Genomic DNA, 26,684 nt, shown 5'->3' with positions numbered 1-26,684 from the left:
TATGACCCTGTCTTTTACCACTCGCTGGCGTGATGAACTACCAGCAACCTATACCGCGCTTTCACCCACCCCTCTGAAAAACGCGCGCCTTATCTGGCATAACGATGCGCTGGCGGAGCAATTAGCAATTCCTGCGGCGCTATTTGATATTCCGACTGGTGCAGGCGTTTGGGGCGGCGAATCGTTGCTTCCCGGGATGTCGCCTTTAGCCCAGGTTTATAGTGGGCATCAGTTCGGCGTCTGGGCTGGTCAGCTTGGCGACGGACGAGGGATCCTGCTGGGCGAACAACAGCTCGCGGATGGTTCAACGTTTGACTGGCACCTGAAAGGCGCCGGACTCACGCCGTATTCCCGCATGGGTGATGGGCGTGCCGTGTTGCGCTCGACCATTCGTGAAAGCCTGGCCAGTGAAGCGATGCATTACCTGGGAATACCGACCACGCGGGCATTGTCGATTGTCACCAGTGACACGCCGGTTTATCGCGAAACGGTCGAAGCAGGGGCGATGCTCATTCGCGTGGCGCAAAGCCATATGCGGTTTGGCCACTTTGAGCATTTTTACTATCGCCGAGAGCCGGAAAAAGTGCGTGAGTTGGCTGACTTTGCGATTCGCCATTACTGGCCGCAATGGCAGGAAGAAGCCGATAAGTATCAGCTGTGGTTTAACGATGTTGTCACGCGTACTGCGACGTTAATCGCTGACTGGCAGGCGGTAGGATTTGCGCATGGTGTTATGAACACGGACAACATGTCGATTCTGGGTCTGACGATGGATTACGGTCCATTCGGTTTTCTTGATGATTACGTGCCTGATTATATCTGCAACCACTCTGACAACCAGGGGCGATACAGTTTCGATAACCAACCGGCTGCCGCGTTGTGGAACCTACAACGTCTGGCGCAAACCCTGTCGCCGTTTATCCAGGTCGAGGCGCTAAATGATGCGCTGGACAGTTACCAGCTGGCGCTGTTAACTCGCTATGGTCAGCGGATGCGGCAAAAGCTCGGCTTCTTTAGCGAGCAGAAAGACGATAACGAACTGCTTAGCGAACTGTTTAGCCTGATGGCGCGAGAAAGAAGCGACTATACGCGAACGTTTCGCATGCTCAGCGAAACGGAGCAGCACAGTGCGCAATCTCCGTTGCGCGATGAGTTTATCGACCGCGCAGCATTTGACGACTGGTTCACGCGGTATCGCTCGCGCCTTCAGCAAGACAATATTGCCGATGCAGTCAGACAAACACAGATGAAGGCGGTAAATCCGGCGATGGTATTACGTAACTGGCTGGCGCAACGGGCGATTAGCCAGGCAGAGCAGGGGGATTACGCCGAACTGCACCGGTTGCACCAGGCTTTGCGTACCCCGTTTGCCGATCGCGATGATGACTATGCCAGCCGTCCACCTGACTGGGGCAAACGGCTGGAAGTGAGTTGTTCAAGCTAAGGGGCCAGAAATACCTGCGGGGAGGCGTTGGCCGGATGCTGGCCAACGTGTACCTGAGCACCGTACCAGCGCTTCAGATCATCGGCCTGTAACACAGTTTCCGGTGTTCCCTGCGACACCAGCCTGCCGTTGTGCAGCAGCACTATTCTGTCTGCCCACAGTGCGGCGAGGTTCAGATCGTGAAGCACAATGCACACATGCAGCTCACCCGAAGCGGTTAGCGTTTTTAGCATGCGCAACAGATGCTGCTGGTGGTAAAGATCCAGCGCGGAGGTCGGTTCATCAAGGAATAACCAACCGCGAGGCGCACCGTCGTACCAGAGTTGCGCCAGCGCACGGGCTAACTGCACTCGCTGTTGCTCGCCGCCGGAAAGCGCGGCGTATTGCCGGCCTGCCAGAGGCGTACATCCGGTCATCTCCATTACCTGTGCAATAAGCCCAGGTTCCGGTCGTTGGGTCCAGGGCGCGCGACCCATCGCGATGACGGCCTCTACCTGCCAGTCAAATCCCAGTTGCGTTTGCTGACGCATTACCGCCCGGTGTCGCGACAACATTTGGGTAGGCCACTCCTCCAGCGGTTTGCCCGCCAGCACGCAGCGCCCGGTAGCCGGTTTCAGAAAACCGGTCAGCAAGCGTAGCAGAGTGGATTTCCCCGCACCGTTTGGGCCGATCAGCGCCACCAGTTCACCTTTTGTAAGGGCGAGCGATACGTCGTCGATCACCGCTCTACCAGCTACGTGATAGTGAAGCCCTTCAGCGATGAAATGTTCAGCCATGCGGTCCTCGCTGACGAAAAATAAGCCATAAAAACCACGGTGCGCCGAGAAGACTGGTCAACAGACCGACCGGCATCTCCGCAGGCGCAACCGCCGTACGGGCCAGTGTGTCGGCAATCAGCAATAAAAACGCGCCCGCCAGCACGGAACCCGGAATAACGGCCCGATGGTCTGAGCCGAGCCACATACGTATTAAATGTGGGATGACCAACCCGATAAAGCCAATCACGCCGCTTACCGCCACGGCTGAGGCAACCAGTAGTGCGCTACAAAGCAGCAAAATACGCTGGATTGTACGCACATCAACGCCGAGATAATGCGCCTCTTCCTCACCCAGTTGCAGAAGATTCAGCGCCGGAGCAAGTCGCCAGATGATCAGCACTGTCGGGATTGTCAGTGAAGTGACAGCCAACAGTGTGGACCACTGCGCGGCCCCCAGACTTCCCATTCCCCATAGCGACAGCTGGCGCAGTTGCGCATCATTACTGACCCACGACAAAACGCCAACCGCCGCCCCACAGAGCGCGTTAATGGCAATGCCGACCAGCAGCAGGCGTGAGAGTGAACCGTCGCGCTGTTGGCTAAGGATAAAAATCACTACGGTTGCCGCCAGCGCGCCGAAAAAAGCGGCCAGCATTGGAGCATACAACATCAGCAGCGCGGGCAAGGAGACAGGCAGCACCACCCACAGGGCCACAGCGCAGGCGGCGCCGCTGCTTATTCCCAGTAATCCAGGGTCTGCAAGTGGATTGCGAAACAGCCCCTGCATCACGCAGCCCGCGAGCGCCAGAGAGCCGCCAATCACCAGCGCCAGCAGGACGCGGGGCAGACGAATCGTGAGCCAGATTTGACGCAGTGCCTCATCGCCATCACGCCAGAGCAGACTTACCGGCAGGCGCAACGCGCCAAAACCGGTAGCCAGAACCGTCATTACAACCAGCATCAATGCCAACATCCACAACGAACAGGTGATCCGCCGGGACATCAGGGCAATTGCTCCGCTTTAGCACGAAGCTGCAAAATAGCCTGTGGCGTGCGAACGCTGAAGCCCAACAGCGCCATATCGTCAACCTGCAATACCTGTTTATTCCTTCCGGCAGGTGTTTGCGCAAGTCCAGGTAGCGCCCACAGGTTTGCCTCGCCACCCATCGCCTTAACACCTTCTTGTGAAATCACTACCAGATCGGGCTGGCTGGCAATGACGCCTTCTTGTGACAGCGGCTGATAGCGATTAACGCCCTGCATCGCGTTGCGTAGACCTGCGGCACGAATCGCCGCATCGGCTCCGGTTTGCTGGCCCGCCGCCATCGCGGTCATCCCGCCATGATTGAGAATAAACAGCACACGTTTATTAAGTTCAGATGACGGGAGCGTCGCCAGTTCCTGACGTAACGTTGCGCGCAGCGTTTCGCCGTCGGCATTCCTATGGGTAGCCTCGGCGATAACCCGAACTTTTTCATCAATCGCGTTAAGATCGTTGCTTGCTGGGATCGTGACAACCCTGACGTTGCTCTGCTCGAGCTGTTTTAACACCAGAGAAGGCTGCGCCTGCGCGCTGGCAAGGACCAGCGTAGGGCGTGTGGCAAGGATCCCTTCGGCGTTGAGCTGGCGCAAATAACCAACATCAGGTAACGCGGTTGCCGCAGCAGGCCATTGGCTGGTGCTGTCTCTCGCCACAAGGGAGGGTTGTGCTCCCAGTGCGTATACGATCTCGGTGACATCGCCACCGAGGGCAACAACTCGCTCCTCGGGCGCAGCCAGTGCGGCGAAGGGCAGCAGCACGATCAGGGCCAGCAGTTTTTTCATGCGGCCAGTCCTTTCGGCGTTAGCGCGTCAATCTGTGTGCGCCATTGCGTCTGTTCCGGCTCGCCTTCCGTACGTTGACCATACAGTTGTGCGATTTGCGTACCGTCGGCAGCAAACAGTTCCAGACTGGTGACGTGACCATCGGCGGTCGGTTTGCGCGTCACCCACGTTTCAGCCACGCTCTCTTCCAGCAGATGTAGGGTAAAGGTTGGGTTGAAGATGTTTAGCCAGCCTTTCATCGGTACCAGTTTTTCAATCACGCCGGTAAAAATCTGTACACAGCCGCGATTACCCACAAAAACCATAATTTCGTTGCCATCCTGACGCGCGGTGTCGAGTAACTGCGCCAGTGCACTATTAGAAACCTTACAGGCCAGATCGTCGCCTACCAGATTAAACGCCTGTTGGCGGGTGAGTTCATGGCGTTTCAGCAGACCGAAGAACTGGTGGACATCGGTCATCGCTCGCCACTCTTGATCGACGGTCTGCGCATCGACCGTGACGGCGGCAGGCGCAGAATTGTTGGCGGGTTGCAGTGCCAGCGGCGGGTTTTCTGCAAAGATGAAACGGGTCAGCAATGCTGCCCATTCCTCAACGAGGGTATTTTGCGTGGTATAGACCTTCAGCAGCGCATCTCCCTGATGGTCGAAGAACTGAATGCTCTGACGCTCACCATGGGCGGTTGTTTCGCTGATATGAAAGGTACTGGCCCACTGATTCAGGAACAGACGCAGATCGAGGGCGCGCGGATTGAGAACCAGTCCGGCATGACCGTTGAGGTGCTGATTGGTAAAAGCACCCACCTGCTCATGTACTGCGTATTCATTGCGGCAAATACATTTGGTTTCGCCAACTGCTTCCAGTGCGCTGAGAATTTCACGCACTTCGCCACGTAAGCGCCAGGCATCGTGACCGACGCGTGCAAAGGTCAGTTCGGCTTCGCTAATATTCATCAACCCCGCAATATCACGTGCGTATTTGCCAGGATTTTCTTTCTTCAGTTCCAGCCAGCGTGTGTAATGATTCATTGTCTCTTCCTTCCAGATTGCGGCCCCGGCGAACCGGGGAAAAGTGATTACCACTGATAACTCACGAAAATTTTGCCATTACGACCATCCTGCGGAATGCCTTGCGGCGACCAGTACTCTTTGTCGAAGGCGTTGCCCAGTACCAGCGTGGTGGTCATGCCTTTCAGCGCTTGTTGGCCCTGATAGCTGACGTAGAAATCGTTTACCGCATAGCCGGGCTGTTTAGCGTAGGTGCTGCTGATATGCGTTGAACGGTCAGCAAATGTCCCTATCCAGCCGACAGAGAAACCGCTGTGCGCAACTGGCACATTCAGTTTGCTGGTGACGGTGTCCGGGTTAATGCTTGAAATGTATTCGCCGGTGTCAGTATCTTTTCCGCGTGTGCGGTTATAGGCCATGTCGAGGCTGAACAGATCGGTGGAATATTTCGCCATCACATCCCAGCCCCAGATTTTGGCGTTGGGTACGTTATAGGACATGGTTGTCGCAGCGGCGAAATCGACGCTGGTGGAGATGTAATCTTTCGCTTTGGTGTCGAAATAGCTGGCTTTAAATTCGAGCGCGTCGCTCGCCATCAGAAGATCATCAAAGCGCAGGCCAAATCCGTATTCCTGTGTTTCGTTGGTTTCCGGGCGCAGGTTAGGGTTCGGCACCCAGTAGTTGGTGTAAAAACGACCAATCGAGAAGTGTTTCGCATCGTTATACATCTCGCCCATAGTCGGGGCACGGAAAGCCTGAGCGTATGAACCGAACAGCATCAGCCAGTCAGTTGGCGCAACCGTTAATCCGGCGCGGGACGACCATTTATCGGCATCGACATCTTCATAACCGTCGCTGCTGCCGCGATAAGAGTCATAACGGGTACCGCCCAGCAGCGTAACCGGCAGGTCGCGCAGGGTGATTTCATCCTGGAGCCAGCCGGAGCTGAAATCGATCTTAGCCTCCGGGAAACCCGTTGTTGCTCCTCCCGGTTGTTGTTCCTGACGATAGTATTCACCGCCGTAGGTCAACAGGTGAGATGCAAAAGAGTCGGTAAACAGGCGGCTGCGGTTGTCGATCTTCCCGCCTTTGGTGGTTTGCTTGCGGAATTCGCCAGTGTTATCTGCGTTCTGAGCATTAATGCGCGCTTCGGACCAGTAGATACGGGCGTCAGCGTTCAGCCAGTCATTGTCCGCCGGAGCGAGCGAGTAGGTCAGTTGCGCATCACGCTGGATCGTTGAACGGTTGGTCATCGGATTGCTGGCATCCGCCGCGCTGGTCTGCGGGTTTTTAGGTTCCCGGGCGTCATTGTTGTAGTAACGCAGCGAACCGGCCAGCATCTGGGCGCTGTCAATTTTCCAGCTACCTTTCGCCAGCATATTGTTAATTGCTTCGTCATTCGGCGCAGTAGTACCGTCACTCTGGCGTAAATCACCGCGATCGCGGCTGGACCAGGCAAGCAGTCCGTCCAGCGTATCGGTACGGCCATACGTGCTGGCACCCATGCCGAGACTGTGATCGCCGGTCGCCGCGGTACCGAACACGCGATAACCGCTGTTTTGCCCGACGTCCAGTAGATCTTTGGCATCTGCAGTGTCATAGGCGATCACGCCGCCTAGCGCGCCGCTACCGTACAGTAGTGCGGAAGGGCCACGCACGACTTCGATGCGTTTGATAAGCGCCGGGTCGAGGAAGGTACTGTTCAGGTGTCCGGTGTCGGTTCCCTGACGAACACCGTCAACCAGTACCAGAACGCCGCGTCGATCGTAGCCGCGCAGATTCACGTCCTGGCCGTTGGTACGGCCCGTACCGTCAAGGGTCAGGCCTGGAACCTTACGTAACAGGTCGGCAGCGGAGCTGGCGGTTTGGTTTTCTGGGGCGGTGGCGTCAATGACGCTGACCATCATCGGTGCTTCAAAGGCGCTACGGGCATTGCCGGTGGCGGTAACGGTCATATCCTCGACCGCCGCCCAGGCGACGGCGGGCAGGTTACTAACAATCGCCAGCGCCAACAGCGATGGGCGCAGGGAAGCGGTGTGCAGGTAAGGCATAGCAACTCTCCATTAGGAAATCGAAAAGCGCTGGCTGCCTGGGTATGACCTGGGTGGCTGGCGAAATGTGTTGTTTATTTAGTCAGAATGAGTTTTCCGGCTTGTGTCTGGCGCAGCAGGTAGTGCTGACCATCATGTTCTATGATCACGCGTCCTTCGTTACCAAGCAGGGTTTTACTGTCAATTCGTCGCTCGTTTGGCGCGACGGAAGGCGGTGTTTTGTCTTTTGCAGGCGTTGCCGTTGTGTTATCCATACGTAACATAGTGTTTAAAAATAACAATCAATGTAACAATGATAATCATTATCATCAAACTACAAATTTGCGGCAAGCGTTTTTGTGAAATAATTGTGACGAGAACGTTTTTTGCGCAATAAGCAAGGGGAAAACAAGGGATTAGCGCCGGGCAAGGTGATATTGCCCGGCGAACAGCATTAAAAACGGCTATCAACCGCAGAGGCGAGTTTTTCAGCCAACAGTTCAGTATCTTCCCAGTTCAGGCACGGGTCGGTAATGGACTGACCGTAAACCAGCGGCTGGCCGCTAACGATTTTTTGCGTACCTTCACGCAAGAAACTCTCCGCCATAATCCCGGCAATCGCCGTCGAACCATTGCGAATTTGCTGGCATACATCATCACAAACGTCCAACTGACGGCGATGCTGCTTCTGGCAATTACCGTGGCTAAAATCGACCACCAGATGCTCAGGCAGAGAAAATTCGTGCAGGGTATCGCAGGCGGCAGCAATATCTTCAGCATAATAATTCGGCTTTTTACCGCCACGCATGATGATATGCCCGTAAGGGTTACCGCTGGTCTGATAAATGGTCATCTGGCCGGTTTTATCCGGCGAGAGGAACATGTGACTGGCGCGGGAGGCGCGAATCGCATCGACGGCAATGCGCGTGTTGCCATCCGTTCCGTTCTTAAAGCCAACCGGGCAGGAGAGCGCGGAGGCCATTTCACGATGGATCTGACTTTCGGTGGTGCGCGCGCCAATAGCTCCCCAACTGATTAAATCAGCAATAAACTGGCCGGTCACCATGTCGAGGAATTCAGTCGCCGTGGGGACGCCCAGTTCGTTGACCTGCAACAGCAGTTTTCGCGCCAGTTCAATACCGTGGTTCACACGATAACTGCCGTTCAAATCCGGGTCGGAAATCAGGCCTTTCCAGCCTACGACGGTGCGTGGTTTTTCAAAATAGGTACGCATCACGATTTCCAGACGCGCCTGGTGCTTAGTGCGCAGCGCCTGTAACCGCGTCGCGTATTCCATCGCGGCATCAAGATCGTGAATCGAGCAGGGACCTACGATCACCAGTAAACGGGGGTCTTCACCATTTAAAATTTTTTCTATCCGACGTCGGGAGTCCGTAACATGACGGGCGACGGAGGACGAAACAGGATGCCGTTGCGCAAGCTCTGCTGGAGTGACCAGGTTGTCAATACGCGCAGTACGGAGTTCATCGGTTCTGTTCATTACTTGTCTCAGAAATTTGTTGCTTCAACGGCAGGACTACCGGGAAGTGATGTACATCACAATATCACACTCATCCTGCCTGGTGGCGAGCATAATAACAAAAAATCGAACCAATGCACTAGCATTCTAGTACATGCGGCGATTCAGTCCCATGATATCGAGGATCTTGGTAGCAATCTCTTCTACCGAATAATTGGTACTGTTCAGCCAGGGGATCTGGTTTTTCCGATAAAGCGCTTCCACCTCAGCAACTTCCATACGGCACTGACGCAGCGAGGCGTAACGGCTGTTCTCACGGCGTTCTTCGCGGATGGCCGCCAGGCGCTCAGGGTCGATAGTCAGACCGAACAGCTTATGCTGCAACGGCTTCAGGGAAGTGGGCAGCACCAGATTATCCATATCATCGGCAATAAAGGGGTAGTTGGCCGCGCGGATACCAAACTGCATGGCCAGATACAAACTGGTCGGGGTTTTGCCGCAACGGGAAACGCCGAGCAGGATCACCTGCGCCTGATCGAGGTTGCGCAACGAAATACCGTCGTCGTGGGCGAGGGTGTAGTCAATGGCAGCGATGCGCGCGTCGTACTTGTTGAGGTTACCGGGATTCAGACCGTGCGTGCGGTGGGCGATAGGCGTAGGGTCGAGTTTCATCTCGTGCTGCAGTGGGGCAACCAACGCCTGCACGATATCCTGACAAAACCCTTCGCTTTGCAGAATGATCGAGCGAATTTCCGGCAGGACGATGGAGTAAAACACTAAAGGGCGCACGCCAGTTTGTTGGTAGATAGCGTCAATCTGGTCTTTAACCGCGCGCGCACGACTCTCATTTTCCACAAACGGCAGCGTAATACTGCTGATCGTGACCGGAAATTGCGACATCACCGCGTGACCCAATACCTCGGCGGTGATGGCCGTACCATCAGAAATATAAAATACGTGACGATCAACAGCATTATCCATTTTGCTCATCCTGGGGCAGATATAATTCTCTGAAAGCATAAATTAAAATTCGCCAGAAGCGAATATTGCGGCATCTATTTTATAAAATGAAACGGTATTTTTATATTTAATGAAAAGTACATTTCATTTTTCGGAACAAATGTTTATACCGGTCATTTTTGTGGTGATCCCGTGTGGCTCGCGGGTTTGCGCAAATGCGGAAACAATCTGAAAAAATAAAAAATAAAGTTGCTTGAACGATTCACCGTTTTTTTCGCCGGAGTAAATATGCCAAGATAATTACGCAAAATTGAGTTTCCTAACCTCGTTCATATATAAGGATTGTTCGATGTCCAACAATGGCTCGTCACCGCTGGTGCTTTGGTATAACCAACTCGGCATGAATGATGTAGACAGAGTTGGAGGCAAAAATGCCTCCCTGGGTGAAATGATTACTAACCTTTCAGGTATGGGTGTTTCCGTACCGAATGGTTTTGCAACGACCGCCGATGCGTTTAACCAGTTTCTGGACCAGAGCGGTGTAAACCAGCGCATTTATGAGCTGCTGGATAAAACGGATATCGACGATGTCACTGAGCTTGCGAAAGCCGGGGCACAGATCCGCCAGTGGATTATCGACACTCCTTTCCAGCCCGAACTGGAAAATGCCGTCCGCGATGCCTACGCGCAGCTGTCAGCGGACGATGCCAATGCCTCTTTTGCCGTGCGTTCTTCCGCTACCGCAGAAGATATGCCAGATGCGTCATTTGCCGGTCAGCAGGAAACCTTCCTCAACGTCCAGGGATTTGATGCCGTACTGGTTGCCATCAAACACGTATTTGCCTCGCTGTTTAACGACCGCGCGATCTCTTATCGTGTTCACCAGGGCTATGACCACCGTGGCGTCGCACTTTCTGCTGGCGTTCAGCGGATGGTGCGTTCTGACCTCGCGTCCTCAGGCGTAATGTTCTCCATCGATACCGAATCCGGTTTCGACCAGGTTGTCTTTATCACGTCCGCCTGGGGCTTGGGCGAAATGGTCGTGCAGGGCGCCGTTAACCCGGATGAATTCTACGTGCACAAACCGACCCTGGCGGCTAACCGTCCGGCGATCGTCCGTCGCACAATGGGATCGAAAAAAATCCGCATGATTTACGCGCCGACCCAGGAACACGGTAAGCAGGTGACCATTGAAGATGTCCCGCAGGAACAACGCGACATTTTCTCCCTGACTAACGAAGAAGTGCAGGAACTGGCCAAGCAAGCGGTGCAGATCGAGAAGCACTACGGTCGTCCAATGGACATCGAATGGGCGAAAGACGGTCATACCGGCAAGCTGTTCATTGTTCAGGCGCGTCCAGAAACCGTGCGCTCTCGCGGTCAGGTGATGGAGCGTTATACGCTGCATGCTCAGGGTAAAATTATTGCTGAAGGTCGCGCCATCGGCCACCGCATTGGCGCGGGTCCGGTCAAAGTCATTCATGACATCAGCGAAATGAACCGCATCGAACCAGGCGACGTACTGGTTACCGACATGACCGACCCGGACTGGGAACCGATCATGAAGAAAGCGGCAGCAATTGTCACTAACCGTGGCGGTCGTACCTGTCACGCGGCAATCATTGCCCGTGAACTGGGGATCCCGGCCGTGGTGGGCTGTGGCGATGCGACCGAGCGCATGAAAGATGGTGAGAAGGTAACCGTCTCCTGTGCCGAAGGTGACACCGGTTATGTTTACGCTGACATGCTCGACTTTAGCGTGAAGAGTTCCAGCGTGGAGACCATGCCGGATCTGCCGTTGAAGGTGATGATGAACGTCGGTAACCCGGACCGGGCTTTCGACTTCGCCTGTCTGCCAAACGAAGGCGTCGGCCTGGCGCGTCTGGAATTTATCATCAACCGCATGATTGGCGTACACCCGCGTGCGCTGCTGGAGTTCGATGACCAGACGCCTGAGCTGCAAAATGAAATCCGCGCCATGATGAAAGGTTTCGATTCTCCGCGTGAATTCTATGTCGGTCGTCTGACGGAAGGGATCGCGACGCTGGGTGCGGCGTTTTATCCAAAACGCGTCATCGTGCGTATGTCGGACTTTAAGTCCAACGAATATGCCAACCTGGTCGGCGGTGAGCGTTATGAACCGCATGAAGAGAACCCGATGCTGGGCTTCCGTGGGGCGGGCCGTTATGTTGCCGACAGCTTCCGCGACTGCTTCGCGCTGGAATGCGACGCAGTAAAACGTGTCCGTAACGACATGGGCCTGACTAACGTTGAAGTGATGGTACCGTTTGTACGTACCGTTGCCCAGGCGAAAGCGGTGGTGGAAGAGCTGGCACGCCAGGGGCTGAAACGCGGCGAGAACGGACTGAAGATCATCATGATGTGTGAGATCCCGTCTAACGCCTTGCTGGCCGAGCAGTTCCTCGAATACTTCGACGGCTTCTCCATCGGCTCAAACGACATGACGCAGCTGGCGCTGGGTCTGGATCGTGACTCTGGTGTGGTTTCTGAACTGTTTGATGAACGTAACGACGCGGTGAAAGCACTGCTGTCGATGGCGATTCGTGCAGCCAAGAAACAGGGTAAATACGTGGGTATTTGCGGCCAGGGACCTTCTGACCACGAAGACTTCGCAGCCTGGCTGATGGAAGAGGGGATCGACAGCCTGTCGCTGAACCCGGACACCGTCGTACAAACCTGGCTGAGTCTGGCTGAACTGAACAAGTAATATCATGCCTTATCCGGCCTATTCAACGTAGGCCGGATAAGATGCGTTAGCATCGCCATCCGGCGCTTTATCCTGTAATACTCTCCACGCTCAAACGCTGAATAATATCCTGACGAAGCTGGTATTTTTGTACTTTACCTGACGCCGTGCGCGGTAATTTCTCTACGATCACAATGTGCTCAGGGTATTTATACTTTGCCACCCGCTTGCGGCTAAAAAAGGCCACCACTGATTCCAGCGACAACGAATGATGCGGGGGTTTTAGGACTACGTAAGCACACGACCTTTCACCTAAGCGTTCGTCCGGCATCGCGACAACACAGGCATCGTGAATGCGAGGATGCTGCAATAAAATATCCTCAACTTCGCGGCTGCTGATGTTTTCTCCACCGCGGACAATGATATCTTTTTTCCGTCCGGTGATTTTGATGTACCCCGCATCGTCCATTCGGCATAAGTCGCCGCTGTAATACCAGCCGTCTTGATCCAGCGCGCGGGCGGTGAGTTCGGGTTCATCGAGGTAGCCCATAAACACATTGGGACCACGCGAAGCTTCTTCACCTTCTACCCCCGCGGGCAACGTATTGCGTGCTTCGTCGACCACTTTAATTTCGACGCCTGCAGCAGCATATCCGTCGGTATTCATCATGCGAGAAAGCGAATCATCGAGATTGACCAGCGCATGCGGTGAACTCTCTGTCGAGCCATAAATGCTTAATAATTTTATGCCGAGCAGCTGGCAGTCACGGGCAATCTTTTGTGGAATGGTTGTGCCCCCACATAAGAAAAAGCGTAGCGATGAGAGGTCGCGTGGTCGTTTTTCCATGCTACACAACATGTCGTAGACGAAGGGCGTTGCGCCGAGCACACAGGTACAGTGTTGTTGCTCCAGCAGTTCAAGACAGGCGATTGGGGTGAAAATGTCTAACAATACGCTGCGTGCGCCGATTAAAAACGGTGCGGTAACGCCATGCAGAAAACCGGTAGCGTGTCCCAGTGGTGCGGGCATCAAAAACACATCCTGCCAGGTGAGATTGAGGCGGGCACAATAGGCGCGCTCGCTGGCAAGGATGTTGTTGTGGGTCAGCATTACGCCTTTTGGCATTCCCTCGGTACCGGAGGTAAACAACACCGCCGCCAGTTCATCGGCGTGAACATTAATCGTCTGGGTTAAAGGCGGAGCTAAAAGCAGTTGACTGAGCGCCAGCGAGGTAGTTGCCGGAGCCAGTTTATCCACGGCAACGATCTGTTGCAGATGCGGCAACTGGTTTTGTAAGGGGAGGATCAGATCGACCGGTCGGGTCTGTTTAAACAGCGTCGGTGCGAAAAAAATCTTCGCTTTGCACTTATTTAGCACCCATACCAGCTCTGCTTCACGCCACGCTGGCAGCAGCGGTACGGAAACGGCCCCGGTTTTCAGGCAGGCCAGGTAGATAATCGTAAACTCGCACCAGCCCGGTAACTGGAAGGCAATGCGATCGCCGGGTTGAATACCGCAGGCTAAAAACCAGGTTGCCAGACTGCTGGCCGCGCTGTCGAGTGCAGCATAGGTGTATGAAGCGCCATGGTTATCAACCACGGCGATTTTATCTGGCATGGCTCTGGCAGTTTGGTTCCAGTAATCGCCAAGCGAAGCATCTCCCCATAAACCCTGTTGCCGCCAGACTTCGCGGCGTTCGGCGTTAAACGTTAGTGTGATACTCATGAAGTTATTCCCAGGATGATTTCGGCATACATCTGACCGGATGGCCGGCGTGGCCGATCCGGTGTACTACAGGCAAAATCCATTAGCCGTAGCGAAAATCAACGCCAAATGTTCCGACCGGATATTCCCATTGGTCGAGGATCGTGTCGCCGCAAAGTACTCGACACGTTCCGCACTCCAGGCAACCAGCAGAATCAAAATGAATGTTTCCACTCTCATCCTGCTTATACAGCCCGGCGGGGCAGGCTTTCAGCAGCTTGCGAAATTCATTAAGGTCTGGATGTTCGGCCAGGATAATGTGCGGGTGGCCTTCATCGACATTGAATTTATTGACGCCCAGTTTGACGTCAACGTTAACGGTATTGTCCTGATTCATAGTGCAGTTGCCCCCTTGATACCGTCTTTCAGTAAGTTCATCAGCCCGATTTGTTTTGCGTGGGACATAATCATCTTGCGAACCGGTTGATTTGGACGTCCGTCAACGGTGAACATATCGCTCATGATGTCGGCCACCATACGCGGATACTGAGTGAACAGCCGTGGGTTTTCCATTAACGCCGGGATCTTGCGAAAATGCTGTAAATCACGCATCACACAGCCCTGTTCGAGCGCGCGCTTGTAGTCCATCAGGCTGCTGGCAGAGAAATCCTGGCGTTCTTTTGCTGCAATAGCTGTTTGGGCAGCGGCTTCTGCGGAAGCGATGGCCAAATCCATACCTCGCACCGTGAAACCCAGGTTCAAACAGAAACCGGCGGCATCGCCCACGATCATCACACCGTCATCGACCAGCTTTGGAACCATTGCCAGACCGCCTTCCGGCACCATATGCGCGGAATATTCCAGTAGTTCTCCACCGGCAATCAATGGCCGAATAGTTGGATGTTGCTTAAAGTCTTCCAGCATTTGTGGAATGCTTTTTGTGGCATGGGCAATATCCCCCAGACCACACACCAGACCCAGAGAGATGGAGTCCTGGTTGGTATACAAAAATCCGCCGCCCATCAACCCATCAGACGGTGAGCCTGCAAACAGCCAGGCCGCGCCTTCATTAGCTGAAAGATTGAAGCGATCTGCAATGGCCGTTGGAGGTAAGCCGATCAGCTCTTTTACGCCAACGGCATAGTGATGTGCAGAAGAGGGCGGAACCATCCCCAGGGAACGCCCCAGCATAGAGTTGACGCCATCGGCAAGGATGACAATATTGGCTTCCAGGATATCGTCACCGGCCTGAACTCCGGTAACCTTATTACCTTCGCGGATCAGGGCATCGACGCGCACGCCGGGGATGAACTGCACGCCAGCTTGTTCCGCTTTTTCTATTAGCCATGGGTCAAGTCTGTTGCGCAAAACGGTATACGAATCCTGCGTTGGTGCGTCAGCTTTTTCACGATGGAAATCGAGAGTGACGGCGCTTTCTTCGGTCAGAAAGGAGATTTTTTCGCGGGTGACTTTACGCTCGAGCGGCGCTTCCTGCGCGAACCCCGGCATGATGCGCTCAAGACTATGTGCATAGAGTCTTCCGCCGGTCATATTTTTACTACCAGCACTGTTACCGCGCTCGATGACCAGTACGTCCAGTCCGGCCTGAGCCATCACGTAGCCTGCAACCGTACCCGCCACGCCAGCACCGACCACAATGGCATCAAATTTTTCATCTGACATGCTTTATGCTCCCTTCCCGCTGCGAGGGCAGCGGGATATGTGCGTTAAATGTGGGGGTTAGCGGCTGAGATGCTCGATAAGAGCCGGAACGACTTTGTAGATGTCGCCGACCAGTCCGTAATCGGCGTAATTGAAAATAGGGGCTTTCTTATCTTTGTTGATGGCAACAATGACTTTCGCGCCGTTACCGCCAACCATATGCTGAATTTGTCCTGAAATGCCGAGGGTGAGGTAAAGGTCCGATTTCAGTAACACGCCAGAAACGCCGATGTAGCGTTCGCGTTCCATCCAGTTTTCGCCTTCGGCAATCGGCCGTGAACAACCCACTTCTGCACCCAGTACAGATGCCAACTGGCGCACCATCTCCAGATCGTTTTGCGCAACCAGGCCGCGGCCCACACCCACCACACGTTTGGCTTTGCTGAGATCCACGCTGCTCACGGATTTGGCGCGACGTTCCTGGCACATAATTTCATGGTGTGGTGCTATGTAAGGTGCAGAGACAACAGGGCAGGTATGTGAAGCATTAGCCTCTACCGGTTCAAGTACGCCTGGGGCAAGGGTGATAATTGCCTGAGTTGTTTTGATTTTTTCTTTGCCGAATGCCAGGCCACCGTACATACGGTGTTCTGCGAACAGTGAGCCATCATCAAGCGTTACCGACGTGGCGTCATTTACCATCGCTGCATTGAGCTGAATACTTAACCGCGCACCAAGGGATTTAGCGCGTTTTGTAGCTGGCATCAGCAATAGCCCGGTATGTTCTTGTATCAGGGCGGCGATGGTCTCGGCAAAATTTTCAACACGCTGTAAACCAGACGTTGTTTCAAGCACGACAATCTCATCGGCACCCAGAGGTTTAACCTGATTGGCCTGTTCGTTGCCTTGTACAATAAGGTGTACCTTTTCACCCCACAGGCGTGCGCCGGCCATTAATTCTGCATAGCGTTCTACGTTATCGCTGAACACCCATACGTTAGCTAATTTACTCATGATAATTTCTCTCCGTTGGGCTTAGTTCAGGGCTTTTTTCAGATGCTCAGCCAGCTCGGCGATGGCTTCTGCTGAGTCATTTTCCAGAATGATGTGCTTACGTTCTGTTTGTGGCGGAACGGTGAGGCTCACCAGTTCTGCTAACGGTGAGGCAGGTGTCCAGCCAATATCGCTGGCTTGCCACGGTGTGACTGGTTTTTTACCTGCGCCCAGAATAGCTTTCATCGAGGGAATACGCGGCGTATTGATATCCGAGGTTACGCACAGCACGGCGGGGAGCGACAGTTCAATCACTTCAACTTCGTCTTCCAGCGTACGTTCAACCACAATGCGATCGCCGTTACGTTGGATGTTGCTGACGGCGTTAATTACCGGAAGTTGTAAGAGTTCGCCAACCAGTAAGCCAACCTGCTGGGCGTAGATGTCTCCAGACCCTTCGCCGAACAGCATCAGGTCGAATTCAATGTTTTTGGCCGCGCAGGCCAGCGCCTGAGCCGTGTCTCGCGGTAATGAATGCTCCAGTTGGGGATCCTGCACCATAAACAAACTGTCCGGCCCGCGGGACAGTACGTCTTTACGCACTTTGGAGTTTTGCAGTAGCGAGCCGCCAACCGTTAAGGCGACAATTTCATCACCTTCCGCACTAAGTTGCGTCGCGGCCTCTATTGCATTCAAATCAAACTGACTGATTTTGGCATCGGCCCGGTCAAAGTTAAGCGAACGTTCTGGGGTAACAACAATGTCCTGTTCTTCAGGCACCAACTTAAAGCAGGTTATTAGTTTCATGGCATCTCCAGTGATTCTCGTGTGGATGATGACGGGGAGTGACATCATCAACAGTAGGGAAAATTGACTGAAAATAGTGTGCGGCAGAGGGGGACTGTTTTCGACGGGGCAATCTGTTTTCATTCCCAACAATCTTGCAAAAAAAAGGACTTTAGGAATGCTGAGTTTATGAACGTAAAGACGACGTCGGGTGTTAAAGTGATAAAAATAGAAATAAAATCGAGGTGCTTTTTTGAGAAATGGATCATATTTTTATCCGTTTCTGCATGCACTTTGTTTCTGGTGTGTAAATTATTATTGCTGACTTAATAACATTTACACTTTCCTGTTATTCTAAAATAAAAACAATTTGCGTGAGCAGCGTGCTGAAGTTGGATGTGTCATCTTGCAGACGAGGCAAATAATTTTGTTTCGCCTGGACAGAATAACGTTGTATAACGTCTTCATCGTTTTTACTTTTCGATATTAATTATCCGCAAAATTACTGCCTTTCGGTGGAGGTTGTCATGTATCAACGCTGTTTTGATAATGCCATGGAGACCCTTTTTGAACAGGGAAAAACCCCGAGATTTTCGCGATTCGTCATCAGTGATGATCCTAACTGGGAGTCGGGCCATCATGTTCATGACAATGAAACAGAGCTTATCTATGTAAAAAAGGGTGTCGCAAGGCTAATTATCGACTCTTCGCTGTATGTCGCACATGCGGGTGACATCGTAGTGATAGAACAAGGGCGGTTACATGCGGTTGCTTCCGATAGCAGCGCACCTGCAACCACTTACACCTGTGCGCTCTACGGCTTTCGTTTTAACGACTGGCAGGAGAACCAACTCTTGCAGATGCACTCGTGTCCGGTTATTAACGTCAGCCAGGGCAAAGAGGTTATTAAAAGTATCTTTAATGAACTGAGTGTTATGATCCCGCAGAGCAAGAATAACCTGACGTCTTCCGCTTATGACGCCTTCGCTTATGCATTAACCGTTTTATATTACGAAAACTTTAAAAATGCTTATCGTTCTGAGCAGGGATATATTAAAAAAGACATCTTAATTAAAGATGTGTTGGTTTATTTAAATAACAACTTTCGAGAGAAAATTACGCTGGAACAGTTGTCTAAGAAATTTCGTGCCAGCGTGAGCTATATCTGTCACGAGTTTACTAAGGAGTATCGTATTTCGCCGATTAATTATGTGATTCAGCGGCGAATGACAGAGGCAAAATTTGCCCTGACGAATACGGAGTCCTCGTTGGCAGAAATTTCCTGGCGGGTAGGGTATGAAAATGTCGATCACTTTGCCAAACTCTTTCAGCGGCATGTGGGTTGTACCCCCAGCGATTATCGTAAGCAGTTTAAAAATAACCTTGTAGAACAGGAATGTTTGATGCCAGAAATATGATTAACCTGGCACGTGCCGGATAACGCATTTGCGCTATCCGGCAAGCATTACTGCTTACTTATTCTGATAATCTTTCAGGATTTGGCGACCCGCGACGTAAATCATGATTTCATCTGTACCACCGCCAATGCGTTCACAGCGGACATCACGCCAGAAGCGGGAAACGCGTGCTTCGTCGGTGTAACCCAGCCCACCCATAATCTGAATGGCGTCATCAATCACTTCCATTGCAGTACGTGCACAATACAGTTTTGCCAGCGCTGCACTGGTGCGCAGAGACTGTTCCTGATCGGCCTGCCAGGCGACTTTTAACACCATATTGCGCATGTTATCGATTTTAATCGCCATCAGCGCCAGTTTTTCCTGGATCATCTGATTGTGACCAATTGGCTTACCGAATGCGATGCGCTGGTTGGCGTAACGGGCGGCATCTTCGAAGGCGCATTCAGCAAAACCGGTACTGCGCGCAGCGTTGATCAAACGTTCCATCTCGAAGTTGTACATGACGTTGAGGAAACCCATGCCTTCCTCTCCGACCATATCACTTTCATCCACTTCAACGTCATCAAGATAGACTTCGCAGGTGCTGAGCATATGCCAGCCGATTTTGTGCAGCGGATTAACCTTAATGCCGGGTTTCTTCGAATCGACCCACCACAGCGTAAAGGCTCTTTTCGGATCTTTTGGCTCCGGATCGCGGGCCAGTACCAGCATATAGGGATACTCTTTCGCGCCGGTGATAAAGGTTTTCTGCCCGTTGAGATAGACCTTACCGTTTTTGCGAGTGTAGCTGGTGGTCGCGCTGTTGTTGTCAGAGCCAGCTCCCGGTTCGGTTAATGCCAGCGCATACGCTGGATCGCCCGTTTCCATGGTGCTTTCTGCGGTCTTACGCAGCTGTTCAGCGGATCCAAAACGACGCATACTGTGAATGCACTGACCGTTAGTGATCAAAAAAGCGGGTGCGCCGCATTTTGAAACTTCCATCAGCGCCAGCATCTGTGTGACGTAATCTGCCGGGATGCCACCAAACTCTTCCGGAACGCCCAGCATCGAAATACCGTTGTCCGCCAGGGCATGCATAAACTCTTTCGGGTAGGTCGCCGTCTGATCGCAGGTACGGAAATATTCTTCCGGGAAATTGCTGGTAATCAGTTCTCGAATACTGGCAAGCAGCAGTTCTTGTTCTTCAGTTAAAGAAAAGTCCATCAGGGTACTCCTTTTAATTGGCGGCGTCGGGTAATACAAAACCCATCGAGGCATCGATAAATAATCTTTCGTCCATCAGCTTCAGATTTGGCGAAATAATTGGCGTGAAATCCATCTTGTCCAGGATGTCTTCCTGTAAAGAGACTCCCGGTGCAATTTCGATTAAATGAAGACCATCTGCTTTTAACGTAAATACAGCGCGTTCAGTGATGTAACGCACATCAAGTCCACGTTCGAGAGCAATTTTTCCGCTGAAAGTCACTTCAGGTAATTCGTTGACGAATTTTTTCACCCGACCTTCCTGCACAATATTTAACTTGCCATCGGCAACTTCCGTTTTCAGACTTCCGGCAGTTAACGTGCCGCAGAAAATAATTTTTTTGGAGGTGGCGCTAATATCGATAAAACCGCCGGTACCCATGATTTTGCCATTGAATTTGTGTACGCCGACGTTGCCGTGGCGATCGACTTCGGCAAAACTTAAATAGCACACGTCCAGTCCACCACCGTGATAGAAGTCAAACTGGGAGGTCATATCCAGAATGGCGCGGGTGTTGACGTTGGCGCCGAAAGCAATACCTTGAGAGGTGATGCCGCCAATCGGACCCGTTTCGACTGTCAGAATAAAATCATCAGCACAGCCTTCTTCGCGCGCGACGAGGCCAATGCCATCGGCAATGCCTACGCCAACGTTGCCGACCGCACCTTTGCGCATTTCAAACAGGGCGCGTCTGGCCACCAGTTTACGCTGATTGAGCGGCAGGGCAGTCTGTTGGCTGTCATCGAGAACAAAATCGCCAGAGATAAAGCGGTTAACCGGCGCGCCACCATACAGTTGCGTTTGGTCGGGGTCGATGACCACAATATCGACCAGATAGCCGGGAATACGCACCGATTTCGGATGCAACGTGGCTTTCTTCACCATCTTTTGCACCTGCATCATAACGATGCCACCGTTATTGTGTACGGCCTGGGCAATCACCAGCGCATCAAGATACATCACTTCATCTTCAAAGGTGGCGTAGCCTTCACTGTCGCAAGTGGTGGCGCGAATAAAGGCGATGTTTGGCGCAATGGCTTTGTAATACAGGTACTCTTTGTTATCAATTTCCACCAATTTGATCAGATCTTCGGTGGTCACTTCATTCAGCTTACCGCCCTGTTGGCGAGGGTCAACAAATGTACCGATGCCGATATCACTAAGGATCCCTGGCTGGTGAGCCGCCGATGCACGCAGGGTTTGGGTTAATACGCCCTGAGGATAGTTATAGGCGGCAATTTTATTTTGTTCAGCCAGATCGGAGATTCGCGGTGATTGTCCCCAGTGTCCGCATAATGCCCATTTGACTAAACCTTCCTGTGCCAGTGGGCTAATTCCCCGGTCGGCACGGTCACCCAAACCTGTAGGACTAATCAACGCTAAATTTCGTGGTGACTGAGAGTTTTTATATTTTTCAGCCAGTGCATTAATTAATGTTGTTGCTTCGAGAATACCCCCGCCAGCACCTAATACACAAAGCGTTGCTTCATCAGGAATATAATTGACTGCATCTGCAGCGGATAATACGGGTACCCGACCATCTATACGATTTGGCCTTGAAAATTTCATGTGAACTCCAGATTATATGCGTGCGACTACCTGTCACTATATTCGACAATAATATTGTGAGTTATTTAATAAGGCTTAATTACCGGCCAGATATCCGTGGTTAGACGAATATCTGGGGTAGGGCATTACTGATATTTATATGGATATATCTGTAATTAAGCCTGATGCAATATTGTCAATACAGTACGCAGGTCGGTGACCGAAATTTGTCCTGGTGCGGAGGCTTTTTTTACTGCCCCAAAGGTTGCCGCTGAACCGAAAACCTCACCAGACAGACGTGAAATCACCCCTGTTTTAGCCATCGACATGGTGATTATCGGGCGATCGGCATAGCGTTCTTGCATTTCCAGCGTGGCACTAAGCAGCGTCAGAACATCCGTTTTATTTTGCGGCATCAAGGCAATCTTGGGGATATCTGCGCCCAGCTCCTGCATTTTACGCAGGCGCTGGACAATTTCTTCTGCGGCTGGTGTCTTATGAAAATCGTGATTAGACATAATCACAAAGACATTTTTCGCGTGCGCATGCTCGACGGTCGCTTTGACCAGTTCGTCTCCGGTAAACAGTTCCAGATCGATCATATCCACCAGACCGCTGTCTACCGCCGCGCGGTTAAGTGCAACATAGTGCTCGACAGACAGAGCCTGTTCACCGCCTTCTTTGGCGCTACGGAAGGTGAAAAGTAGTGGTTTGTCAGCCATCACATCGCGGATGGTGCGCGCAGCTTCCAACACAGCCTCAATGGAAGAGACATCAGTGAAATGGTCTACGCGCCATTCCAGAATGTCGAAATCCGCTTTGCGATAGGTCAGCGCTTCGCTTTTTACCGTTGCGATGTCTTTACCCATCAGCGAGACAATGATCTTCGGCGCACCCTCGCCAATAACGAGGTTTTTTACGGTTACGGTTTTCATTGATTACCCTTTAACTATTGTACAAATGCTTGCCTGTCAGGCGGCAAAACCCATAACCTGTTTCACATACTCCAGTGGGAAATCTTTCCCGGTCCAGAGCTTGAACTGTTCAGCCCCTTGCCACAACAACATGCCGTAACCATCAATTGTTTTGCAACCAGCACTTTGTGCCTGCTGCAATAATTTGGTCATATGCGGGTTGTAGACGCATTCGGTTACCAGCAGTTCCGGACGCAGCAGGGACGCGTCGGTCACGAGAGATTCATTTTCCAGCGGCTTCATGCCGACTTTAGTGCCGTTGGTCAAAATATCTGCGCTGGCAAGTGCGTCAGCAAAAGCCTGGCGATCGGCGAGATCGATAACGGTGACCACGCAGTCGGTGTTTTCATTGACGCGTTTGGCAAACTCCTGCGCTTTGGCAAAAAACTCATCCTGGCGGTTAAAGAGTTTAATTTCTTTGATGCCTTCAATCGCTGCCTGTGCACCAATGGCCGTCGACGCACCGCCTGCGCCCAACAGTACCATGGTTTTACCTTTGATATCGAAACCACTTTCCTTAATTGCACGAATATGGCCCGTGCCATCGGTATTGTAACCACGCAGGTAACCATCATCATTGACGATAGTGTTAATTGCGCCGACCAGCTTGGCTGCGGGTGTTAATTCATCAACATACTCACATGCCAGCTGCTTGTTGGGCATTGAGACCCCGGTACCCCGCATCTTTAAGGCCTTCAGCCCGGCAATTGCATTAGCAAACGTTGAGTTATCAACTTCAAATGCCATGTAAGTGAATGGCAATCCCGCTTTTTCTAATGCCTTATTTTGCATTTCAGGCGACAGACTGTGTCTGATAGGGTAGGCCATCAAACCAATCAGTTCATATTTAGCAGTTACGTCCATTTGATACTCCTTCTAAACAATTTATTGAAAATAACGCTCGCCCAACCGCACATCATTTTTGGGGATATCAAATACGCGGTAGTAACGAATAAAGACGATGATGGCGGTGACAAAAGCCAACAGAGCAAATGCAAGGTCCAGCAAAATAATGTATTGCAGACCAATGTTAGAGAGGTATCCGGTGATTAATGGGATAATAAAGTTGGCTACGCCACCCATCATCATATAAATACTGGTGACTTTGGCCTTGCTCTTGGGAAAGAACTCTGACATCACCGATACACCGAGCTGTAAAATACCGCCAGCGGCAGAGAATCCAATGAGAAATGAACCGGCGTTACAAACCAGCGGAGATGGGTATAAATAGATCACGGCTGCGGTGATGGTTGCCAGTCCGGCGTTAAATACGTTTGCCCAAATAGGTCGTACCCATTTTTTCAACAATGCGGCAAAGATAAATACGCAGACCAACGACCCCATACTGTAGTAAGAGATTGTTTTCAGTGCGTCGGATTCTGCCATACCGGCAAAGGCCATCGCATATTTCGGCATCCAGACCACGATGACGTAAAAAGTCGAAAAGGCAGCAACACCAAACATGACGGATGCCACACCTTCCAGCCAGACCAACGGTTTACTGTTCATCTGTGGCAGATCTTTCGCGATGCCGGCATCCACCATCTGGCTGGGGAAACGACTTTTTAGCAGCATCAGGGTAATGACTACAAACAACGCACCTGGGATAATGACCGCATAACCGTACCAGATATGGTTGAGCAGCATGGTGCTGACGACGATGGGGTAGATCATCTGCCCAAACGAGACCATAGCTTTCACCAGGATAACGGCTGAGCCAGAGGCTTTAGGGAAGCATTCCATTAACGCCGGGTACCCACCGGTATCCAGTGCCGAGTTTGCCACGCCAACGCAAACGGCCAGAATAAAGGCAATCATCAGATTAGGGCTGGCGGGAATACCGAAGAAGAACAGTATATAAAGAATAGCCCCTAACAGAATGATAGCCCGACGACCAAATTTATCTGAGAGCACGCCAAAGAATAAGATGCTCACCAGTCGTCCCAGACCAATGCCTGAAATCAAATAGGCAATTCCTGCATTGTCGGTGGAAAACTTTTCTGCAAGAGAGGTCATGTTTTGCGCCAGTGTAATGACGCTAATGCCGTGTAGGAAATAACTTAAATAAATACAGGTTATCGCCAAAAGAAATGGCGTATTAAAGGTCTTGCTTTGAGACATTTTCACAACTCCTTGCGGATTTTAAAATTGTTCTGTGCTCGTCGATATTGTTTAAATTGCGGCGACCTTGTAATTAATATACCGGGCGGCAGCCACAGAACCTACATAGCATGGCGTTTAAGTTACCAGGTATATTGCATAACACACTGTGAAATTGAACTCTGCCAGCCGGTGTTTTGTTGATGTTTTAAAACATATGCCAATTATTTTGCAGAAGGGGGGAACAATATTGCATCCACGCTATTCTACGGCTTGTATCATTTTCAGATGATGCTTTGACGCGATGTGGCTGCGATAACCAATAAACAACGCCAACAGGAACCCAACAGCGGCTATACCAGTATCAAACCACATGATGTGAGCAATACTGGTTTCTGAGAGTTTTGCTGTTATCAATGGAATGGTGAAGGTCGCAATGCTGCCCGCGCTATAGTAAATCCCGGTCGCTTTACCCTTCGCATGCGGAAAGCGTGCGGCCATGAGCGTTAAACCGATTTGCACAACGCCCCCGGCGGAAGAAAAACCGATGACAAACGCAAAAATAATGACCACGTAGGGTGTCGGATGCAGACAAACCATCAACAGTGCGACAAATGAGATAAACGTATACAGCATCAGCATCGATGTCGCGCGTTCTGCTTTTCGCGCCAGCGGGGCGGTGATCAGCACGCACAGTAGAGAGCCGCAGGTATAAATGCTTAACAGTTTGATAGATAACGTATAGGACATTCCTGCGACAAACTGTCCGTATTGCGCCAGCCACTGGCTTACCAGGTAAAATGTTGCCATTGCGATGTAGCCGTATAGGGTGTAACTGGCAAGGTCGAGCAGGGAGCAACGATGTTCAGGTTGTGCGGTTTCTCGTTCAGCAGGTTGTGCCCGGATGACGATATGAGTCCCGGGGTGTGGCGGAAACCGACAGCGAAACAAAAACACGCCGTTGAGTATCATAACGGCAGCCGCCAGCAGGAAGGACCAGCCAAACCAAAGTTCGCTCCACACCAGCAGGCTGATGATCATTGGCAGCAAGAACTGACCGCTGGAGACGAAGGCTTTTATCAAAATATTGGCTGTGCTGGGGGAGCGGGGGAATGCCTCCATCAGGCTGGGATAGGTTCCGGCATCGAGAAAACTGTTTGCCATTCCTGCTAAAAAACCAAAAGCATAGGCAAGAAAAATACTGTGAGTATTGATGATGCCAATAAAGAAAATCAGGTAGCAGGTCATACCAAGGATAATAAATGGTCTGCGACCGTAGCGATCGGAAAGCATCCCTGCCACTAATAAAACGCTTAAGCGGCCGATACCGAGTGAGGAAATAACAATCGAGACGCCCGCAGCATTGGTTTGCCACTGTTGTTCCAGCGAAGACATATTGAGGCTCATCAGAATGACCCCCATGCCGTGCACCAGGTAATTTAGGTACAGCCCTATCGCAGTGGAGAAATAGGTGTTTTTCATAATGTGTTACTCAGCGAAGAGGCTAAATAGGTATGGCGTTGCAATCTCTTAACACATACGCTCGAGATCGTGAGCATAGAGTTCAACAGCAGCCGACTGATAGATTTTCCAGTCGAGAAAACCATCGTGGTGATAAACCGCCTGAAAAGCGTTCAGATCGGGGAAAAAACGCATGGTGTTATTACCGATACGATTATTTATTTTGTCGATAATTGCATTAATTCTTAACTTCCTCCTGGCTTTCATTTCTGAACAAATGCGGATGATGTCTTCTGGAATTTCTCTTTCACCCTTTTCCCATTGCTGCCAGGCGGCAACATTGTTATCGCGCGCGATATACCTGGCGCTTTCTTCCACCGTCATAGCAAAAATATGGCGGATCGCCTGTAGTTCTAATGCGTTCATTATTTGGTCACTTCATAAAAGACGGTGGAGGTGATGCTGCCAACTTACTGATTTAGTGTATGATGGTGTTTTTGAGGTGCTCCAGTGGCTTCTGTTTCTATCAGCTGTCCCTCCTGTTCAGCTACTGACGGGGTGGTGCGTAACGGCAAAAGCAC

24 protein-coding genes are annotated in these 26,684 nt (G+C 51.8%); 4 read left to right on the top strand and 20 right to left on the bottom strand.

The window, feature by feature from the left end:
- Nucleotide 1: 1 nt before the first annotated feature.
- Nucleotides 2–1,444, top strand: coding sequence for a protein adenylyltransferase SelO (gene selO / locus ACHHZ7_RS07725; protein ID WP_060682302.1), 1,443 nt, complete (start codon nucleotides 2–4; stop codon nucleotides 1,442–1,444).
- Here selO and ACHHZ7_RS07720 read toward each other — a convergent pair.
- The 8 genes from ACHHZ7_RS07720 to ppsR all read right to left on the bottom strand — a co-directional run bounded on the left by ACHHZ7_RS07720 (nucleotide 1,441) and on the right by ppsR (nucleotide 9,524).
- Nucleotides 1,441–2,220: a heme ABC transporter ATP-binding protein gene (locus ACHHZ7_RS07720; protein WP_060682301.1), complete on the bottom strand. Its 780-nt coding sequence runs from the start codon at nucleotides 2,218–2,220 to the stop codon at nucleotides 1,441–1,443. The genes selO and ACHHZ7_RS07720 overlap by 4 nt on opposite strands.
- On the bottom strand, nucleotides 2,213–3,205 hold the full coding sequence (locus ACHHZ7_RS07715; protein ID WP_003832595.1) for an iron ABC transporter permease: 993 nt from the start codon (nucleotides 3,203–3,205) through the stop codon (nucleotides 2,213–2,215). Before ACHHZ7_RS07715 ends, ACHHZ7_RS07720 begins: the two co-directional genes overlap by 8 nt.
- The gene (locus tag ACHHZ7_RS07710) at nucleotides 3,205–4,026 is read right to left on the bottom strand and encodes a hemin ABC transporter substrate-binding protein (protein ID WP_060682300.1); all 822 of its coding nucleotides are present in this window, start codon (nucleotides 4,024–4,026) and stop codon (nucleotides 3,205–3,207) included. Before ACHHZ7_RS07710 ends, ACHHZ7_RS07715 begins: the two co-directional genes overlap by 1 nt.
- Nucleotides 4,023–5,054 (bottom strand): hematinate-forming heme oxygenase ChuS, encoded by a 1,032-nt coding sequence (chuS, locus tag ACHHZ7_RS07705; protein ID WP_048226740.1) that lies wholly within the window; start codon nucleotides 5,052–5,054, stop codon nucleotides 4,023–4,025. Before chuS ends, ACHHZ7_RS07710 begins: the two co-directional genes overlap by 4 nt.
- A gap of 47 nt (nucleotides 5,055–5,101) precedes the next feature.
- Nucleotides 5,102–7,084 (bottom strand): TonB-dependent hemoglobin/transferrin/lactoferrin family receptor, encoded by a 1,983-nt coding sequence (locus tag ACHHZ7_RS07700; protein WP_060682299.1) that lies wholly within the window; start codon nucleotides 7,082–7,084, stop codon nucleotides 5,102–5,104.
- Between the two features lie 74 nt (nucleotides 7,085–7,158).
- Complete coding sequence (gene hemP, locus ACHHZ7_RS07695) at nucleotides 7,159–7,347, bottom strand: hemin uptake protein HemP (RefSeq protein WP_060682298.1); 189 nt, start codon at nucleotides 7,345–7,347, stop codon at nucleotides 7,159–7,161.
- Nucleotides 7,348–7,517: 170 nt separating this feature from the next.
- Nucleotides 7,518–8,564 (bottom strand): 3-deoxy-7-phosphoheptulonate synthase AroH, encoded by a 1,047-nt coding sequence (gene aroH, locus ACHHZ7_RS07690; RefSeq protein WP_395148893.1) that lies wholly within the window; start codon nucleotides 8,562–8,564, stop codon nucleotides 7,518–7,520.
- A gap of 126 nt (nucleotides 8,565–8,690) precedes the next feature.
- Nucleotides 8,691–9,524 (bottom strand): posphoenolpyruvate synthetase regulatory kinase/phosphorylase PpsR, encoded by an 834-nt coding sequence (ppsR, locus tag ACHHZ7_RS07685; RefSeq protein ID WP_003832602.1) that lies wholly within the window; start codon nucleotides 9,522–9,524, stop codon nucleotides 8,691–8,693.
- Between the two features lie 328 nt (nucleotides 9,525–9,852).
- Here ppsR and ppsA point away from each other — a divergent pair, with 328 nt between their 5' ends.
- Nucleotides 9,853–12,231 carry a phosphoenolpyruvate synthase gene (ppsA, locus tag ACHHZ7_RS07680; protein WP_003832604.1) on the top strand — a complete coding sequence of 793 codons (2,379 nt, stop codon included), beginning with the start codon at nucleotides 9,853–9,855 and terminating at the stop codon, nucleotides 12,229–12,231.
- A gap of 67 nt (nucleotides 12,232–12,298) precedes the next feature.
- Here the strand turns inward: ppsA and fadK are convergent, their stop codons facing one another.
- The 5 genes from fadK to ACHHZ7_RS07655 form a co-directional block, all read right to left on the bottom strand.
- Nucleotides 12,299–13,936 carry a medium-chain fatty-acid--CoA ligase gene (gene fadK, locus ACHHZ7_RS07675; RefSeq protein WP_060682297.1) on the bottom strand — a complete coding sequence of 546 codons (1,638 nt, stop codon included), beginning with the start codon at nucleotides 13,934–13,936 and terminating at the stop codon, nucleotides 12,299–12,301.
- A gap of 82 nt (nucleotides 13,937–14,018) precedes the next feature.
- Nucleotides 14,019–14,312, bottom strand: a complete 294-nt coding sequence (locus ACHHZ7_RS07670; RefSeq protein WP_003832609.1) for a ferredoxin ydiT — start codon at nucleotides 14,310–14,312, stop codon at nucleotides 14,019–14,021.
- Nucleotides 14,309–15,598, bottom strand: a complete 1,290-nt coding sequence (locus tag ACHHZ7_RS07665; protein ID WP_060682296.1) for an FAD-dependent oxidoreductase — start codon at nucleotides 15,596–15,598, stop codon at nucleotides 14,309–14,311. Before ACHHZ7_RS07665 ends, ACHHZ7_RS07670 begins: the two co-directional genes overlap by 4 nt.
- A gap of 57 nt (nucleotides 15,599–15,655) precedes the next feature.
- Nucleotides 15,656–16,591 (bottom strand): electron transfer flavoprotein subunit alpha, encoded by a 936-nt coding sequence (locus tag ACHHZ7_RS07660; protein ID WP_060682295.1) that lies wholly within the window; start codon nucleotides 16,589–16,591, stop codon nucleotides 15,656–15,658.
- 21 nt (nucleotides 16,592–16,612) lie between these two features.
- Nucleotides 16,613–17,377, bottom strand: a complete 765-nt coding sequence (locus tag ACHHZ7_RS07655; RefSeq protein ID WP_020996442.1) for an electron transfer flavoprotein — start codon at nucleotides 17,375–17,377, stop codon at nucleotides 16,613–16,615.
- Between the two features lie 506 nt (nucleotides 17,378–17,883).
- On the opposite strand from ACHHZ7_RS07655, the gene ACHHZ7_RS07650 reads away from it, so the two are divergent.
- Nucleotides 17,884–18,774, top strand: coding sequence for an AraC family transcriptional regulator (locus ACHHZ7_RS07650; protein WP_008784594.1), 891 nt, complete (start codon nucleotides 17,884–17,886; stop codon nucleotides 18,772–18,774).
- Nucleotides 18,775–18,828: 54 nt separating this feature from the next.
- Here ACHHZ7_RS07650 and ACHHZ7_RS07645 read toward each other — a convergent pair whose 3' ends face one another.
- The 7 genes from ACHHZ7_RS07645 to ACHHZ7_RS07615 all read right to left on the bottom strand — a co-directional run bounded on the left by ACHHZ7_RS07645 (nucleotide 18,829) and on the right by ACHHZ7_RS07615 (nucleotide 26,529).
- On the bottom strand, nucleotides 18,829–19,980 hold the full coding sequence (locus tag ACHHZ7_RS07645; RefSeq protein ID WP_060682294.1) for an acyl-CoA dehydrogenase: 1,152 nt from the start codon (nucleotides 19,978–19,980) through the stop codon (nucleotides 18,829–18,831).
- Nucleotides 19,981–19,993: 13 nt separating this feature from the next.
- Nucleotides 19,994–21,589, bottom strand: a complete 1,596-nt coding sequence (locus ACHHZ7_RS07640; protein WP_008784596.1) for an acyl CoA:acetate/3-ketoacid CoA transferase — start codon at nucleotides 21,587–21,589, stop codon at nucleotides 19,994–19,996.
- Nucleotides 21,590–21,744: 155 nt separating this feature from the next.
- Nucleotides 21,745–22,503, bottom strand: a complete 759-nt coding sequence (gene aroD / locus ACHHZ7_RS07635) for a type I 3-dehydroquinate dehydratase (protein WP_060682293.1) — start codon at nucleotides 22,501–22,503, stop codon at nucleotides 21,745–21,747.
- A 36-nt stretch (nucleotides 22,504–22,539) separates the two neighbouring features.
- A complete protein-coding gene (gene ydiB, locus ACHHZ7_RS07630; RefSeq protein WP_003836604.1) occupies nucleotides 22,540–23,406 on the bottom strand; it encodes a quinate/shikimate dehydrogenase in 867 nt (288 codons plus the stop codon).
- Between the two features lie 21 nt (nucleotides 23,407–23,427).
- Entirely contained in the window at nucleotides 23,428–24,663 is a 1,236-nt protein-coding gene (locus tag ACHHZ7_RS07625) for an MFS transporter (RefSeq protein ID WP_032943180.1), read from the bottom strand.
- Nucleotides 24,664–24,903: 240 nt separating this feature from the next.
- Nucleotides 24,904–26,124: an MFS transporter gene (locus ACHHZ7_RS07620; protein ID WP_060682292.1), complete on the bottom strand. Its 1,221-nt coding sequence runs from the start codon at nucleotides 26,122–26,124 to the stop codon at nucleotides 24,904–24,906.
- 48 nt (nucleotides 26,125–26,172) lie between these two features.
- Nucleotides 26,173–26,529, bottom strand: coding sequence for a YdiL family protein (locus ACHHZ7_RS07615; RefSeq protein ID WP_008784601.1), 357 nt, complete (start codon nucleotides 26,527–26,529; stop codon nucleotides 26,173–26,175).
- An 84-nt stretch (nucleotides 26,530–26,613) separates the two neighbouring features.
- Here ACHHZ7_RS07615 and ACHHZ7_RS07610 point away from each other — a divergent pair.
- Nucleotides 26,614–26,684 (top strand): IS1 family transposase (locus ACHHZ7_RS07610; protein ID WP_001568368.1); only part of this gene is annotated, 71 nt, incomplete at its 3' end.

The organism is Citrobacter freundii complex sp. 2024EL-00216 (assembly GCF_043945515.1).
Taxonomy (GTDB): Bacteria; Pseudomonadota; Gammaproteobacteria; order Enterobacterales; family Enterobacteriaceae; genus Citrobacter; species Citrobacter portucalensis.
This window is presented reverse-complemented; position numbering and strand designations above follow the sequence as displayed.